Consider the following 16,477-nt stretch of genomic DNA (forward strand, 5'->3'; position numbering starts at 1 on the left):
AGAGACATGTGACGGAATTGCGTTTCGACGGGCGGGTGGCTGTTGTGACTGGGGCTGGCCGCGGTCTCGGGCGCTCCTATGCGCTGTTGCTGGCGTCGCGCGGCTGCAAGGTCGTCGTCAACGACAATGGCAGCGGCACGCGCGGCGACGGAAGCGATCTGACGCCCGCCGCCGACGTCGTCGCCGAGATCGAGGCCGCGGGCGGCGAAGCGGTCGCCTGCACCGGGTCGGTGGCTACACCCGAAGGCGCAGCAGGGATCGTGCAGAGTGCACTCGATAGCTGGGGCCGGATCGATATCCTAATCCATAATGCCGGTAATGTCCGCTACGGCACCATCGCAGAACTCAGCCTCGAGGATTTCGAAGCCGTCACCGACGTGCATCTGAAAGGCGGCTTCTACCTCGCTCGGGCCGCCTTCCCGCCGATGGCGGCCGCCGGTTATGGTCGGGTCGTGCTGACCTCGTCGGTCAGCGGCCTTTATGGCAGCCGCAACACCGTCAACTACGGCCTGTCGAAGGCCGGGTTGATCGGGCTCAACAACGTGCTCGCGCTGGAAGGAGGCGATCACGGCATCCGGTCGAACACGATCATTCCCGCTGCCGTCACGCGCATGGCCGACGGACTGGACACCAGCGCCTACCCCCCGATGGACCCGGATCTGGTGGCGCCCATGGTCGCCTGGCTGGCGCATGAGGATTGCACGGTCACGGGCGAGCATCTGATCGCCGTCGCCGGCCGCATGGCGCGCGCGTTCATGACTGAGACGGTCGGTGTGTTCCGGCCGGAATGGACCATCGAAGACGTTGCCGCCAACATCGACGCGATCCGCGATGCGGCGCGTGGCCAATGGACCTTCGCGCCGCATCCGTCGGGCATGTCCGACCATCTGGGGCGGAGCTTCGGCTGGGCGAAAGAGGAACGCGGCTTGTGAGCATCGACGAGCAGCTCGCTCGCGAAGGGATTCGGGCGTGCCTGGCCCGGCTCGCACGAGGCGAGGACCGGCGCGACGCAGGGCTGATACGTTCCGCTTTCTGGCCGGAAGCGCGCCTCGACTATGGCGTGTTCGAGGGCGATTTCGCTGCCTATCTCGCCTGGGTGGTGCCTGGCTCCGAAGCGATCCTGAACACGCAGCATGTGCTCGGGCAATCGTATATCGAGCTTTCTGGCGGCACCGCGAAAGCCGAGACGCAAGTCATTTCCTATCACCGCTTCGCCTTCGGGGCAGGCGACGAGCGCGATTCGACGATTGGCGGGCGCTACCTCGACGCGTTCGAGCAGCGCGAGGGCGAGTGGCGCATCGCTGCGCGCACGATGATCTACGACTGGTTGCAGGACGGCGGCGCGGCCGTTGATTGGGGGCAGGGCCTGATGGGCAACCCGCTCAGCGCGCCGCACTTCGCCGGCCGCGCGCATGGCGACTGGAGCGAGAGCTTTTTCGGAGCGTCTGCTTGAGCGCCTCGCCCGAGCGTATCCAGGCGCTGCTGGACCGTCAGGACATACTCGACTGCCTCAACCGCTTCTGTCGAGGGATCGACCGCTTCGACCGCGACCTGTTCCTATCGGCGTTTCATGCCGACGCGATCATCGCCGCCGGACCCTTCGTCGGTGGCCCCATCGTGCTTTACGAATGGGCGCAACCGCTGCATGAGACCGGGCAGATTGCGACCCAGCACGCACTGCTGAACTTCAGCTGCGACCTGTCCGGCGACACTGCGCATTGCGAAACCTATTACCAGTTCATCGGACGCAACCGCGATGAAACCATATGGATGGCGGGCGGCCGCTATCTCGATCGCGTCGAACGTCGCGACAGCGCGTGGAAGATCGCCTATCGCACGAACCTGATCGAGTGGTCGGGAAGCCTGCCGGCTTTGCCACTACCGTTCGCAGACGTGCCGGACCTTGAGGTGAACGGCGCAGCCACCCGCGATAGAAGCGACCCTTCTTATTGGCGACCCCTCGTCAACCGGCGGCCGCGCACTGATGCTTAACCGCGGAGCAGCCGCTCGCGTATCGCTTGCTTCAAGACCTTGCCCGCATCGTTCTTCGGCAACGAATCCCACAAGGCGACGGACTCCGGATATTTGAATTTGGCCACGCCGGCACCGGCGAGATGGGCGGCGAGCGCGGGAACGTCGGGCGTTGCCCCGGCGGCCGGCACGACCACGGCCACCGCCCGCTCGCCGGTTTTCGCGTCGGGCACGCCGACGATCGCGATCTCCGCTACATCGGGGTGGCCGAGCAGCAAGTCCTCGATTTCCTTGGGCGCGATATTCTCGCCATTTCGGATGATCAGATCCTTGATCCGGCCGGTCACGACCAGATGGTCGCCATTCTCCCACCGGCCCTGATCGCCCGTGCGGAAAAAGCCGTCCTCGTCGAAGCTGCCGGCCTCGTCGGCCGGATTGATATAGCCGAGCAGCATCTGTGGGCCCTTGGCCCTGATCTCGCCATCGGGGGCGAGCCGGATGTCGGCGAGGCCGGGCCGTCCGTCCGTTTCGGCCGCACTGTCGATATGCCCGCGGTCGAGAACGCCGACCGTGGTGACAGGCACTTCGGTCGAGCCATAGACCCGGCACACGCGCGCGTTCGAGAAATGGTCGGTCGCCTCGCGGATCAGTGCCGGCGGTACCGACGCGCCGCCGCAGATGAAGACCTTCAGGTCGGGGAGGCTGATCCCCGCCGCGCGGGCAACATCGAGCAGCTGACGCAGGAACGGCGTCGCGCCGGCCATGTGGGTGATGCGATGCCGCTGCATCAATTCGACTGCAACGGCCGCGTCCCAGCTTTCCATCAGCACCGCGGCAGTGCCCAGCATGGCCGGGCACTCAAAGGCGTAGATCGACCCGCCGATGTGGCTGATCGGCGATGCGACGAGAAAGCGGTCGCCGGGCTCTACCAGCCAATGCCGGCCAATCTGCCGGATCAGGGCGCCGAGCGAGTTGTGCGTGTGCAGCACGCCCTTTGGACGCCCGGTCGTGCCGCTGGTGTACATCAGCATGCGGACATCGTCCGGATCGACCTGCGGGAGCGACGCGCTTCCTGCCTCGCTGGCGAGCGACTCGAAGCTTTGCGCGTCCGTGCCGCCCCGGACGGTCGCCGCTAACGGAGGGGATGGCAGGTCCGAGCAGGCCGCCTGGAGCATCTCGGCGTAGTCGTGGCCGCGAAACTGCTGCGGGATGAAGGCGATGCAGGTGCCGGCATCCTGGAGAATGAAGCGCAGGTCGTGCTCGCGCAGCGATGGCAGAATCGGATTGGCAACCATCCCGGCCATGGTCGCCGCCATGTAGATCACCGCCGCCTCGTGCCAGTTCGGCAGCATGAAGGAGACGACGCTGCCCGGATCGAAGCGCCGCAGCAGCGCGCCCGCCAGCCGTTCTGACGCCGCGATCAGGCTGCCTGCGCTCAACGCCGTCTCGCCTTGCCGCAAAACCACGCGCATGGGGTCGTCGGCAGCGCTGGCCCGAAGAGCATCGGCGCATGTCTCTCGGCCCCACCAGCCTTGCGCATAGGCGCGTGCGGCCTGCTGCTCGTCCCAGCGGATGGACCAGCATGTGGCGGTCGTCCGCCGCTGCGGCTCCGGATTGAACGACATGGAATTCCGCTCCGCCTTGTCGACGCGAGGCTATGCGAACGGCGCGAACCCCTCGCAAGAGGGGGTCGGCAATCGAACGCCGGGGCGATTGCGAGGGCACTCAGGTTGACGAGTGCGGCTGCACGCGGAACTGATTTCAGCAAGCACCAGGAGCAATCTCATGAGCGATTTTCTCGTGATCGACGCAGGCGTGCGGCAACTACAGGCGCGCTTCATCGACGCCGCGTGGCGACAGGACGCGAACGAATTCGCGGCTTGCTTCACCGCCGACGGCGTGTGGAAGATTGCGGGAATGGAGATCAAGGGCCGGGCGGCAATTGCCGAAGCCTGCCGCACGCTGCTGGGGCGCTGCGAGCGTGTGCAACTGATCCTGATGCCCCCCATTCTGGAGGTCACAGCGGACGGCGCTATCGGCCGCAGCCATGTGACCGAGTTCGCGAAAATGCGGGACGGCAGCTCGGCGATGACGTTCGGCATCTACCATGACCGCTTCGCCCAAGAGGACGGCCGCTGGCGCTACCGCTCCCGCCACTGGAGCTTCGCCTATCGGGGTCCGGCCGACTTGTCGGCCCCCTTTGTCGATACGCCGGACTTCGGTCCGTTTCCCGGCTTTCCGGGCCCCGACGAGCCGACTTATGTGCGGCCAAGCTGATCGGCGGGGCGATAGCGTGGCCCTCGTCGCGATTCCCGATTGCTGATCGACACCAGTGTTCATTATCGCTCGCAGCGACATCCACCGAAAGGACATTGCATGGGTTGCGAACCCACCCGGACGCCGCCGGCCGATCAGGTCGATATCGCCGCGCTCCGGCGTCGCTACGCAGCGGAGCGCGACAAGCGGCTGAACAGCGAGGGCGAGGCGCAGTACGTCCGTGTCAGCGGCGATTTCAACGATCTCTATGTGTCCGATCCGCACCTGCCCGTGGTGCCGCGGCTCCCGGTCCATGAAGAGCTGGACGTGGCGGTTCTCGGCGCCGGCTTTGGCGGCATCCTGGCTAGCTATTATCTGACGAAGGCGGGCATCGGCAGCTTCCGCAATATCGACCATGCCGGCGACTTCGGCGGCGTTTGGTACTGGAACCGCTATCCTGGCGTGCAGTGCGACAATGATTCCTACTGCTATCTTCCGCTGCTCGAAGAGACCGGCTTCATGCCGTCCAAGAAGTTCGCGGACGGCGCCGAAATCTACGGCTATTGCAAGGTGATCGCCGACCGGTTCGGCCTGACCGAACGGGCGCTGTTCCACACGCTGATCACCTCGATCAAATGGGAGGAGAGCGATCAGCGCTGGCTGATCGAGACCAACCGAGGTGACCGCATCCGCGCCAGATTCGTGATCATGGCGGCGGGCGTGCTCAACATGCCCAAGCTGCCGGGCATTCACGGCATCGACAGCTTCAAGGGCAAGATGTTCCACACCGCCCGATGGGACTATGACTATACCGGAGGAGCGCCAGGCAACCCGGCGCTCGACAAGCTCGGCGACAAGACGGTAGCGATCGTCGGCACCGGCGCCACCGCGATCCAGGCGATCCCGCATCTCGCGCGGCACGCCAAGCTGCTCTACGTGATCCAGCGGACCCCTTCGACCGTCGACGAGCGGCCCAATCCGCCGACCGACGACGGATGGGCCAAGGTGCTGCAGCCGGGCTGGCAGGCCGAGCGCCGCGCCAATTTCCACCGCGCGGCGATGGAGTTTTTCGCGCCCGGCGAGCCGGACCTGATTTGCGACATCTGGACCGAGATTAGCCGCAACCTGGCGGCGGAGCTGGCGGCCGAGGGCTGGCCCGCGCTCACGCCGGAGGAGTTCATGGCGCGGCGCGAGCGCGTCGACTTCCAGGTCATGGAGCGGCTGCGCGGGCGCGTCGAGGAATTGGTCGACGACCCGGCCGACGTCGAGGCTCTGAAGCCCTGGTACCGCTATCAGTGCAAGCGACCGCTCTCGAGCGACGATTTCTACCCGGTCTTCAATCGCGACAATGTCGAGCTGATCGATGTGTCCACGACCAAGGGCGTCGAGCGGATGACGGAGCATGGCTTTGTCGCCGGCGGCAAGGAATATCCGATCGACTGCATGGTACTGGCGAGCGGCTTTGAGGTGACCAGCGATCTGGAGCGCCGCTGGGGCATCGGGGCGGTGCAGGGCCGTGACGGCAAGTCGATCTACGATCATTGGCGCAACGGCCCCAAGACGCTGCACGGCGTGATGACGCACGGTTTCCCGAACATGTTCTTCATCGGCTATATCCAGGGCGGCCTGATGGCATCCGTCACCGAGCAATTCGGCCGGCAGGGCGAGCACGCCGCCTACATCATCGCCGAAACAATGATGCGCGGAGCGAAGGCGGTCGAGCCCAGCCAGGCCGCGCAGGACGAGTATGTGAAGACATTCCAGGAACTGGAGATCGACCAGTCCGCCTTCCAGCGGGAGTGCACGCCGAGCTATTTCACCAACGAAGGCGTGGTGAAGGCGCCTTGGGCGCTGTTCCGGCAATGGGGCCCGGGCTGGGATGCTTTCATGAAGATGCTGGCAGACTGGCGCGACAAGGGCGACATGGCTGGCATGGAGATCACGTCCTGAGGCGTGGCGGAACTGCAGGAGCAGGGTGATGAACGAGCATTCGCGGATCAGCAATTCCGAGGTCACGGTGCAGGATCTGGCGGCCGAACGCGCGGTCACCTACGGCACCGAAGCCTTTCTGTCGAAAGACTATGCCCAGGCGGAAAAGGAACGTTTGTGGCCGCGCGTGTGGCAAATGGCGGGACGGCTCGAGGATATCCCGAAGGTCGGCGACTTCTTCACCTACGACGTTTGCGATGAATCGATCATCGTGCTGCGCGCGGCCGAAGGCGAGGGGCCGGACGCGATCCGCGCCTTCTACAATGTTTGCGCACATCGCGGGCGTCAGCTGGTCGACGTTCCGGCGGGCAGCAACGGCGTGCGCGGCAATGCGCGGAGCTTTGTCTGCGCCTTCCACGGCTGGACCTATGACCTGGAGGGCCGCAACACCTATATCCTCGACGAGGACGACTGGCACGGCGCGCTGACGCCCGACTGCACCTCGCTTACGCGGCTGCGCGCCGACACCTGGGGCGGCTTCGTCTATGTCGACATGCGCGAGGAGGGCGAGAGTCTCGAGGAATTCCTTGGTGATGCCGGCCGCATCCTGTCGCACTTCGAGTTCGACAAGATGCGCTACAAGTGGCGGCAATGGTGCATCTATCCAGCCAATTGGAAGACCTCCATCGAGGCCTTCATGGAACCGTATCACACGACCACCACCCACAACCAGCTGACTGCCTATGCGGAGTTCTACGCCTATTCGAAGGCATATGGGCTGCATTCGGTCTCGGGCTTCGACCAGCGTCAGGCGAAGGAAGTCACCGACCAAGGCGGCTCGGTCAGCCGTGCCGGCAAAGGCGACGATCCGCGCGTTTCGACCTACGAGCTCGCGCGCGAGAACTACACGACGATCAATTATTCGGCCTCGACCGATACGCTGATCGCGGCGGCGTCCCGGTTGAAGGACGAATTGCCGGAAACCGCGACGGTCGGCGAAGTCATGGCCCATTGGATGGCGTCGGCGAAGCGCGACGATGCCGCCCGCGGCGTGATCTGGCCGGACATCCCACCCGAGGTCATGTCCGAAGCCGGGCTCGCCTGGACGCTGTTTCCGAACCAAAACATCCTGCAGGGCGTGACCTTCGCGCTCTGTTACCGTGCGCGGCCCTATGGCGACGATCCCGACATGTGCATCTTCGAAGCCTATGCGCTCGAACGCTATCCGGAAGGTCAGGAGCCTAAGACCGAATGGGTCCAGGCGGAGCCAACGGAAGAGAAATGGGGCAAGGTCCTGGCCCAGGACTTCGCCAATATGCGGTACGTGCACAAGGGCATGAAGTCGCGCGGCTTCCGCGGTGCACTTCCCAATCCGCACCAGGAACAGAAGATCATCAACGCCCACCGCAACCTCGCCGCGTTCATGGGAACGGGCGCACCAAGGCTTTTGAAATGAGCTACGAAGACGCGAAGCCCAAGACCGCCACCTCCGACCTTAAGCTGAAGGCCGGCGGCACGCCGGTCTATAAGCGCATTCTCGATCTGTTCGAGGCCGAGGGGATCAAGACGCTGTTCGGCATTCCCGACCCAAACTTCGTGCACCTCTGTCTGGAGGCCGAGGCGCGCGGATGGACGGTCGTCTCGCCGCACCACGAGGCGGCGGCCGGGTTCATGGCAGAGGCCGCGTCGCGCATCACCGGCAAGCCGGCCGTATGCTTCGGCACGCTCGGGCCAGGCCTCGCCAACATGATGCCCGCGATTCAGTGCTGCAAAGTCGAGAATTCGCCGGTAATCTTTCTGGGCGGCCAGCGCGCCCGTGTGACCGAGCGTAGGGTACGCCGCGGTCGCATCCAGTTCGTTCGGCAGGAGCCGATGATCGAGGATTCGGTCAAATATTCGGGCGCGATCGAATATGCCGACCAGACGGATGAAGTGATCCGCGAGGCGATCCGAGTCGCGATGTCGGGCACGCCGGGCCCGACCTATGTCGAATATCCGAGCCAGGTCATTCTGGAAGAGCTGGATGTGCCGCCGGTGTTGCCGCCGGAGCGTTATCGTCTCACGATGCAGGGCGCTGACGGGGACAGGATCGCGGAGGCGGCCAAGCTGATCCTGGATGCGAAAAACCCGATCTTGTTGGTTGGCCATGCGGTCCACACCACCAAATCCGGCGCGGCGGTGAAGGAGCTGGCGCTCAAGATGAACTGTCCGGTGATCCAGACATCGGGCGGCACCAGCTACATCAAGGGGCTTGAGGACCGCACCTTCCAGTATGTCTTCTCCGATGCTTCGATCGAAGCCGTCGAAGCGTCCGACGTGGTGGTCGCGCTCGGCACGGAACTCGGCGAGCCGGTGCATTTCGGGCGATGGCGGCATTGGTACGCCGGCGAAGCGGGCCGCAAGTGGATCTACGTCCAGCAGGACCCGACGGCGATCGGCGTCAACCGCCCGATCGACGTGCCGCTGGTCGGCGACGTGCGCGCGGTGGTCCCGCAATTGACACGTGCGTTGGGCGAGGGCCGGGCAGCCGGCGACGATCTGGCGCGGTTCATGAAGGACGGCCAGGCCGAGCTCGACGAACTCGCCGAAGAATCGCACAGCAAGAGCGACGGCAGCGGCAATGTGCCCGTTCACACGGCCCGCTTCATCGTTGAAGCCACCAAGGCCTTCCCCAAAGACGGCATCATGATCCGAGACGGCGGCGCGACAGTGGTGTTCGGCTGGACCTATAGCCAGTGCAAGCCGAACGACGTGATCTGGAACCAGAATTACGGTCATATCGGCACCGGGCTGCCATATGCGACGGGCGCGATGCTGGCGGATCAGGCGGAGACGGGCGTGCAGCGGCCCGGCATGCTGATCACATCGGACTCATCGTTCCTGTTTCACATCGCCGAACTGGAAGTCGCGGTGCGGCGCAACCTGCCGCTCGTCTGCGTGGTGGGCGTGGACTTCCAATGGGGCCTTGAGGTCGGCGTCTACAAGCGGACCTTCGGACCTGGAACGGCCGAGACCGGCACTCATTGGAGCGACAAGGTCCGCTTCGACAAGATCGCGGAAGGCCTTGGCGCGTACGGCGAATATGTCACCACTGCCGACGAGATCGGACCGGCGATCGCAAGGGCCTTTGCGCACGGCGGCCCCGCCGTCATCCATGTGCCCATCGATCCGAAGGCGAACTCGGAGGAAATGCCCAAATACGACAAATTCCGCACCTGGTATGCGGAGGGCACCCAGTGAGCAGCGCGCGCTGGCGGGCGACCCCGCGGCGCAAGCTTTTTCCCCTGGCGGCACCGGTCTTGGCTGGCTGCCTGACGGCCGCCGCCGCGTCGCCCACTTCTCCCGGTCATCCCTCGGCTCCATCGATTGGGCCCGTCGAGATTACGACACTCAAGCTGCCGGCAGGGGTAACGGTACGGAGCGCTACCTACACGCCTTCGGGCAAGGTGCTACTCTCCTATTCGGCCGGGCGCGGCGGAGGTCCCGATCCGATTCGGCTGGCGACGATGGACGACGATGGCCGGAATTTCCGCCCATTCTTCGCAAAGCCGGTGGCCGAGAAGGCACAGAGCAACGGCACCCGCTACATGGTATTCGCGGACAATCGCCGGGTTTTGTTGGGTGACTATGTCATCGAGTGCAGGGAAGCGCTGGAAGAGTGTCGTGATCCGGCTCTCCTTCCAGTCAAATATCCGGCTGAAATCGCGAGCGGCGACCACATCGCCGTCCGCTGGTCGGAAATCGTCATCGCGCCCGACAACCGGCACATGGCCTGGACGACGCTGTTCGCGAATTATTCGGCGATGGTGTTCCTGGGCGAACTGCGCAGGGACGGCAGCCGCTATGTGATCGACGATCCTAGGATCATCAGCACCCTCGATCGCTTCCGTAACGACCCCGCTCATGCCGACGGCGTGCTGCCCAGGCCTTTGCTTGGCGGTGAAGTGAAGCAGTTCGTGCACGGCGGCCGCGCGCTCTCGGTGGTGGGGGCGGCGGAGCGCGACCTGCCGGGATCGGTGGTTATCCATCTGGACAGCGGCGATCGGGAAGTCATTACCAATCCGCCCGGCTATACCGAGACGACGATCTTTTCGCCCGACGAGCGCCTGGGTATCGTAATGAGTCCGCGGTTCGCCGAACGAACCGACCTGAAGCTGCTCAGCCTGATGCCGCGCCCCTATCCGGACAGCCTCAATATGGGGCTGAGCATGCTCGCCTACACGCATTCCGTCACCGGCGTGCGGCGCGGGAGGCCTGGCACTGTCGGTCCTGTCCTGATCGATATCGGGGCCGCGCGCAGCGATCATGGCCATCTAGGCATCGACCTGGCGCGAGACGAGAAATGGGTCTTCTACTCGCCCATGTCCTGGCATCCAGGCAGTCGCAAGGCGATGTGGATCGAAGGCGAGCAGGGAACGCGAAACTTCAGGGTGAGAATTGCGAGCCTTCCGGATTATCGGCCCGCCGCGGGTGTGGCGGTGGAAATCACGCCGGTGGCTTTGGGCTCCCCCGATCTTTCGGTCGTTCGCGCCTATGCCGCCAAGAGCCAGGATATCGACGTGAAGGTCTATGGCCGCAAGTCGGGATACATCACTTATCGCCGCTCACGTGACGGGCGGATCGAGAAACGCTACGCCGACTTCAGCGACGATGGGAAGCGGATTTATTCCGGCCAGGAGACGATGCAGGCCGGTCGGCAAGGAAAATCCGTTTATACCGCCGACCTCCGCCTGAGCGGTGCCGAAAGCGGGACGATGGCACTCAAGATGACCTTCGGTCCGCTTGGCGCCCCGATCCCCGCTCCGCTGATCTTCGACGGCGACTCGGCGGGCGCGCCCCAAACGAGCGGTTATGTCGAATATGCCGGCAAGCGGCTGACCGTCGACAATCTCGTGCCTTAGCCAGAGAGAAGCGAACCATGCGCCAATACACCCAGTTTTATATCGACGGGCAGTGGGTCGACCCGGCCACCCCCAATACCGCCGATGTGATCAATCCCGCGACGGAGCAAGTTTCCGGCACGATCTCGCTTGGTTCGGCAGCCGATGTCGACAAGGCGGTGGCGGCCGCGCGCCGCGCCTTCGAGAGCTGGTCGCAGAGCAAAGTGGCGGACCGGCTGCAGCTGCTCGAAGCAATTCAGGCGGAATATGCGCGGCGTCAGCAAGAGCTTGGCGAGGCGGTCACGGAGGAAATGGGCGCTCCGATCGCACTCGGCACCGGTTTCCACGTCGGGCTGGGGGCGGGGCATTTGCAGACCGCGATCGAGGTGCTGCGCGACTTCCGGTTCGAGGAGCGGCGAGGCAATACGCTGATTGTCAGGGAGCCGATCGGCGTCTGCGGACTGATCACGCCCTGGAACTGGCCGCTCAACCAGACCACGGTGAAGGTGTTCCCCGCTCTCGCGGCGGGCAATACGATGGTGCTAAAGCCGCCGCAGTTGGCGCCCTATTCGGCGCAGATTCTCGCTGAAATCCTGGACGCAGCGGGTGTGCCGGCGGGCGTGTTCAACATGATCCAGGGGCAGGGCAGCGTGATCGGCGCGGCACTGTCCAAGCACCCGGACGTCGACATGATCAGCTTCACCGGCTCCGAGCCGGTGGGCGTCCAGATCAGCAAGGACGCCGCCGACACGGTGAAGCGGGTTGGACTGGAGCTCGGCGGCAAGAGCGCGTGGATCGTGCTGGACGACGCACGGCTTGCGGAAAATGTGGCGGCGGCGACGGCCGGGATGATGGTCAATGCCGGCCAGACCTGCTCGGCCGGTTCGCGTCTGCTCGTCCCGCGCGCACGGCTACAAGAGGCGATCGCGGCGGCCCGAACCGCGGCCGAAGGCGTCACCGTCGGCGATCCGCGCGGCGATGTGGCGATGGGGCCGGTCGTCTCCAAGGGCCAGTACAACACGGTTCAGGAGTACATCGCCAAAGGCCTCGACGAAGGCGCCGAGCTGATCGCCGGCGGCGCGGGGCGGCCGGAAGGGCTCGACAAGGGCTGGTACTGCAGGCCGACGGTATTCGTGACCACCAACGACACGACGATCGCTCGCGAGGAAATCTTCGGGCCCGTGCTGGTGGTGATCCCCTACGACGATATCGATGACGCGGTGCGGATCGCCAATGACAGCGTCTTCGGGCTCGGTGGCCACATCAGCGGAGAGGACCGCGACGCCGCGATCGGGGTGGCCAAACGGCTGCGTACCGGCGCCGTCTGGGTGAATGGCGGCTTCGACTTCCATGCGCCGTTCGGCGGCTACAAGCGCAGCGGCAATGGCCGCGAATGGGGAGAGCACGGCTTCGCCGAATATCTCGAAACCAAGTCTATCATCGCATGAGCCGCTATTCGGGTCCCGCCGCCACGCTCGCCGACGGCTGGTCGCTCGATCGCGTGACCCAGCCAAGCCGTTTGTTCGGCGCGAACGGCATCGCGGCGGGGCCCGATGGCCGGCTCTATGTGGCGCAGGTTCCCGGCAGCCAGGTGAGTGCGATCGACATCGATACTGGCATCATCGAGACCGTCAGCGCGATGGGCGGGGATATCGTCGCGCCCGACGATCTAGTCTTCGACGAGGCCGCGAACATCTACCTGACCGAGATCACCGAGAATCGGGTTTGCAGGCGCCGCCCGAACGGCCGCGTCGACGTGATCCGGGGGGATATTCCGGTCGCCAATCCGATCACCTGGCACGGTGGGCGGCTGTTCGCGGGCGAATGCCGGATCGGCGCACGGATCATGGAATTGCCGCTCGACGGCAGCGAGCCGAGGGTCATTGCCAGCGACGTTCCGATGGCGAACGCCATGCAGGTGGGGCCCGACGGAAAGCTCTACTTTCCTGTGATGGGCACCAACCAGATATGGCGCGTGGCCCTGGATGGCGGCGCACCCGAAGTGGTCGCGGGCGATCTGGGCGTGCCCGATTCGGTAAAGTTCGACAGCAAGGGCCGGATCATCACGACCCAGGTGGCGAGCGGCCAGGTGCTGCGCATCGATCCAGCCACCGGGACCAGGGAAGTGCTCGCCCAGCTTGCTCCCGGCCTCGACAATTGTGCTTTTGTCGGCGAGCGACTGTTCGTCTCGAGCATCCCCGGCGAGATCGTTGAAATCGTCGCGCCGGGGCAGGCGCGGCCGATCGTCTCCCGCGGCCTGCAATGGCCGCTGGGGCTGGCGGCGTCGGACGACGGTGCGCTGTTCGTCGCAGACGGCGCATTCTCCTATCGGCTGGCCGAGGCAGGCGCGCTGGAAACACTCTGCATGCTCTTTACGCCCGGCGGTCCTGGCTATGTGCGCGGCGTGTGCTCTGGCGGTGCACCCGGGCAATGGATTGTAACGACCGGTCTCGGCGGTGTTGCGCGCTGGAGTGCCGGGGTCGAAGCGGAGTGGCTGGCGCAAGGGCTGGACCGCGCGATGGGCGTCGCGCGGACGTCGCGCGGTATGATCATTGTCGCGGAATATGGCGCCGGCCGCCTGCTCAGCGTCGATGCGAGCGGAGTCGCCGAACTCGCGAGCGGCCTCGACATGCCGATGGGCGTGGCCGTCGACAGCGACGACGGCATCTATGTCGCCGAAGCGGGGGCAGGGCGCGTCGTGAAGGTCCGCGGCAGCAACAGCGAGACCGTCGCGGACGGGCTCGGCCGTCCCGAAGGCCTTGCCTGGCGTGACGGCGAATTGTTCGCCCTCGACACGGCTTCCAAGTCGGTGATCCGCATCGATCCGCTGCGGGGACACCAGATCGCGGTGGCAAGCAACCTCCCGGTCGGCGCACCCGTCGGCGTGGAGCCGAAGCCGCTCGGCCCGATCGGCGACATGGCCGGGCCGATGATCAACTTCGCCGGCGTCGCGGCGGGAGCGGACGGTTCACTCTATGTCTCGGGCGATGCGGAAGGCAGCGTGCTGCGCCTGCGGTCGAATCTCGACTAAAGCCCGCCCAACTGGCCCGAGACCGCCTGCGCGGCTTGCGCGGTCGCTCGGCCCACGTCTTCGATCCCGACCCGCCGCATCGAATTCTCCAGCCCCAGCGCGACCAGCGCGTGAGTAGGTGGGCCTGGCGCACGCCAGGCCGGCGCCGCGATCACGGTCACTCCAGCAATGTAGTTGCCGTCGTCGACCGCATAGCCATGGTCGCGAGTAGCGGCCACCTGCGCCATCCAATCTCCATAGCTGGGCGGATTGTCCCAGCGCAGGCGGCGGAAGCGCCGCTCCAGCTCTGCGGGCTCATGGTTGCCGAAGGCGGCGATGCAGCGCCCTGTGGCGCTGAGCAGCGCCGGAAAGCGGCTGCCGACTTGCGCGCTCAGCTGCAGATTCTGCGCGCCCTGCGCCGTCGCGACGACGATGATGTGGTCCAGGCCGGTAATCGCGACTCCCATGGCGGTGACGTCGAAGCGGGCCGCAAGCCGCTCGATCTCCGGCTGAGCTCCCTGGGCAAAACGGTCCCGTCGCAGCCAGGCGTTGGCAAAGGTCAGCAGCCCCGGTCCGAGTGCATATCGCTTCGAGCCATCGACTGTCGCGAGTTCCTCGGTGACGAGTGCGCGCAGGACGTGGAGGCAGGTGCTCGGGACCAGTCCTAGCTCGCGTGCAATCCTCTGAAGCGGAAGCGGTTCGTCGCTGCGCGCGAGCAGGCGTAGGATGGCTGCGCCGCGCGCTATAGCCGGTGCCTTGCTGTCCGGGATCCTCTCGTCCATATTCGATATATAGAACAGACATTCGTTATTTGCAATGCATCATGAATCATGACAAAGAGCCGGCATGGCGCGACTCACCGACTTCACCAGCTATCGCGACGCTCAGGCGCATGCCGACGGCGGCGCGCTCTGGGACCTGTTCGATGGCGACCGCGAGCGGTTCAATATCGCGCATGAGTGCATCACGCGTCATGCCGACGGCTCGGGCCGGCCTGCGGTGCGCATCGCCCATGCCGATGGTCGTGACGAGATTCTGAGCTTCGACGCGATTGCCGAGGGCGCGGCCCGCTTTGCCCATTGGCTCGATCATGAAGGTGTGAAGCCGGGCGAGCGCATCGCCTTCATGCTGGAACCGTCGCTGCCCTTCTATGTCTGCCTGTTCGGCGCGATGCAGACGGGCGCGATCAGCGTGCCGCTCTTTACTCTGTTCGGGTCAGAGGCGCTGCGACTGCGGGTGGAGGACTGCACCCCGACGATCCTGATCACCAACGCGGAGAAGGCCGAACTCGCGCGCTCCGTGCCGGGTCCGAGGGTGATCGTCGCCGACGACGGCCTGCTCGACGAAATTGCAAAGTTTCCGTCCACTTACACGCCGAAAACGGCGGCGAACGATCTTGCGGTTTTCCAATATACCAGCGGCACGACCCGCGAGCTTCCCGAAGCGGTCAAGCACACGCACCGCGCGCTCGTCACGCTGATGTTCGCAGCACTTTACGGCACCGGTATTCGACCGGGCGACGAGTTCTTCTGCCCGTCGTCGCCGGCCTGGGGCCATGGCCTGTGGCACGGCACGCTGGCGCCGCTAGGGCTTGGAGTCACCACTGGCACCTTCGCCGGCCGCTTCGATCCGGTGCGGCTGATGCAGGCGCTCGGCGACCACCGCATCACCAACATGTCGGCTGCTGCGACACACTACCGGATGATGAAGAACGCTGGCCGCGCCGACGACTTCACCTTCTACTTGCGCAAGCTCTCGTACACGGGCGAGCCGATCGACCCGGCGACGCTCGACTGGATCGCGCGCTATTTCAAGGTGGCCGCCTGCTCGATGTACGGCACGACCGAAATCGGCGTCGTGCTCGTCAATTATCCGGGCGCCGAGGACTTCGAAGTGAAGCCCGGCTCGCTCGGCCGCCCCATTCCGGGCCAGCGGCTCGAGGTGCAGCGCCCCGACGGAACCCGCTCAGAGCCCGGTGAAATCGGCGAGCTGATGCTCTGGCGCGGCGGCGGGTGGATGAGCACCAAGGACCGCGCCAAAACCGACGCGGACGGCTATTTCTATCACTGCGGCCGCGCCGACGATGTGATCATTTCTGCCGGCTGGACCATGTCCGCGGTCGAGATCGAGAACACAATGCTGAAGCACGATGCGGTGCTGGAGTGCGCGGTGATCGGCGTGCCGGACGAGGCGCGGGGGCAGGTCGTCAAGGCCTTCGTGATTTCCCGCCGGCGCGGCGACGATGCGCTCGTGCGCGAGCTGCAGAGCTTCACGCGCGACAAGCTTTCGCAGCACGAATTCCCCCGGCTGGTCGAGTTCGTCGACGAGCTGCCGAAGACGCCCGCGGGGAAGGTTCACCGCAAGATTTTGCGCGATCGCGAGGCGGCAAAGCTCGCCGCCGCGGCCGCCTGACACCAAAGGAGACTATCGC

General features: G+C 65.3%; 13 protein-coding genes. 11 read left to right on the top strand and 2 right to left on the bottom strand.

The genetic code is table 11. The features are described 5' to 3' along the window. Positions 1-8 precede the first annotated feature (8 nt). From ACFSCW_RS15825 to ACFSCW_RS15835, 3 genes are read left to right on the top strand one after another with little or no spacing between them, the layout of a single operon-like run. A complete protein-coding gene (locus ACFSCW_RS15825; RefSeq protein WP_380891203.1) occupies positions 9-932 on the top strand; it encodes an SDR family NAD(P)-dependent oxidoreductase in 924 nt (307 codons plus the stop codon). After that, a complete protein-coding gene (locus ACFSCW_RS15830) occupies positions 929-1,453 on the top strand; it encodes a nuclear transport factor 2 family protein (RefSeq protein WP_380891206.1) in 525 nt (174 codons plus the stop codon). Before ACFSCW_RS15825 ends, ACFSCW_RS15830 begins: the two co-directional genes overlap by 4 nt. Then, the gene (locus ACFSCW_RS15835) at positions 1,450-1,992 is read left to right on the top strand and encodes a nuclear transport factor 2 family protein (protein WP_380891208.1); all 543 of its coding nucleotides are present in this window, start codon (positions 1,450-1,452) and stop codon (positions 1,990-1,992) included. Before ACFSCW_RS15830 ends, ACFSCW_RS15835 begins: the two co-directional genes overlap by 4 nt. On the opposite strand, the gene ACFSCW_RS15840 is transcribed toward ACFSCW_RS15835, so the two are convergent. Beyond that, positions 1,989-3,596, bottom strand: coding sequence for an AMP-binding protein (locus tag ACFSCW_RS15840; RefSeq protein ID WP_380891210.1), 1,608 nt, complete (start codon positions 3,594-3,596; stop codon positions 1,989-1,991). The genes ACFSCW_RS15835 and ACFSCW_RS15840 overlap by 4 nt on opposite strands. A 160-nt stretch (positions 3,597-3,756) precedes the next feature. Here ACFSCW_RS15840 and ACFSCW_RS15845 point away from each other — a divergent pair, with 160 nt between their 5' ends. From ACFSCW_RS15845 to ACFSCW_RS15875, 7 genes are all read left to right on the top strand, one after another. Further along, positions 3,757-4,248: a nuclear transport factor 2 family protein gene (locus tag ACFSCW_RS15845; protein ID WP_380891211.1), complete on the top strand. Its 492-nt coding sequence runs from the start codon at positions 3,757-3,759 to the stop codon at positions 4,246-4,248. A gap of 99 nt (positions 4,249-4,347) precedes the next feature. Then, positions 4,348-6,177 (top strand): flavin-containing monooxygenase, encoded by a 1,830-nt coding sequence (locus ACFSCW_RS15850; RefSeq protein WP_380891214.1) that lies wholly within the window; start codon positions 4,348-4,350, stop codon positions 6,175-6,177. A gap of 28 nt (positions 6,178-6,205) precedes the next feature. Next, the gene (locus ACFSCW_RS15855; RefSeq protein WP_380891217.1) at positions 6,206-7,612 is read left to right on the top strand and encodes an aromatic ring-hydroxylating oxygenase subunit alpha; all 1,407 of its coding nucleotides are present in this window, start codon (positions 6,206-6,208) and stop codon (positions 7,610-7,612) included. After that, positions 7,609-9,396 carry a thiamine pyrophosphate-binding protein gene (locus ACFSCW_RS15860; protein ID WP_380891219.1) on the top strand — a complete coding sequence of 596 codons (1,788 nt, stop codon included), beginning with the start codon at positions 7,609-7,611 and terminating at the stop codon, positions 9,394-9,396. Before ACFSCW_RS15855 ends, ACFSCW_RS15860 begins: the two co-directional genes overlap by 4 nt. Then, complete coding sequence (locus tag ACFSCW_RS15865) at positions 9,393-11,057, top strand: hypothetical protein (protein ID WP_380891221.1); 1,665 nt, start codon at positions 9,393-9,395, stop codon at positions 11,055-11,057. The genes ACFSCW_RS15860 and ACFSCW_RS15865 overlap by 4 nt, the downstream gene beginning before the upstream one ends. Before the next feature lie 17 nt (positions 11,058-11,074). Next, entirely contained in the window at positions 11,075-12,484 is a 1,410-nt protein-coding gene (locus ACFSCW_RS15870; protein WP_380891222.1) for an aldehyde dehydrogenase family protein, read from the top strand. Continuing rightward, positions 12,481-14,067 carry an SMP-30/gluconolactonase/LRE family protein gene (locus tag ACFSCW_RS15875; RefSeq protein ID WP_380891224.1) on the top strand — a complete coding sequence of 529 codons (1,587 nt, stop codon included), beginning with the start codon at positions 12,481-12,483 and terminating at the stop codon, positions 14,065-14,067. The genes ACFSCW_RS15870 and ACFSCW_RS15875 overlap by 4 nt, the downstream gene beginning before the upstream one ends. Here ACFSCW_RS15875 and ACFSCW_RS15880 read toward each other — a convergent pair. Continuing rightward, positions 14,064-14,828, bottom strand: a complete 765-nt coding sequence (locus tag ACFSCW_RS15880; RefSeq protein WP_380891227.1) for an IclR family transcriptional regulator — start codon at positions 14,826-14,828, stop codon at positions 14,064-14,066. The genes ACFSCW_RS15875 and ACFSCW_RS15880 overlap by 4 nt on opposite strands. A 64-nt stretch (positions 14,829-14,892) precedes the next feature. On the opposite strand from ACFSCW_RS15880, the gene ACFSCW_RS15885 reads away from it, so the two are divergent. Then, positions 14,893-16,458: an acyl-CoA synthetase gene (locus tag ACFSCW_RS15885; protein WP_380891229.1), complete on the top strand. Its 1,566-nt coding sequence runs from the start codon at positions 14,893-14,895 to the stop codon at positions 16,456-16,458. Positions 16,459-16,477 lie beyond the last annotated feature (19 nt).

It is taken from the genome of Sphingomonas tabacisoli, from assembly GCF_042678385.1.
GTDB classification, from domain to species: Bacteria; Pseudomonadota; Alphaproteobacteria; order Sphingomonadales; family Sphingomonadaceae; genus Sphingomonas_B; species Sphingomonas_B tabacisoli.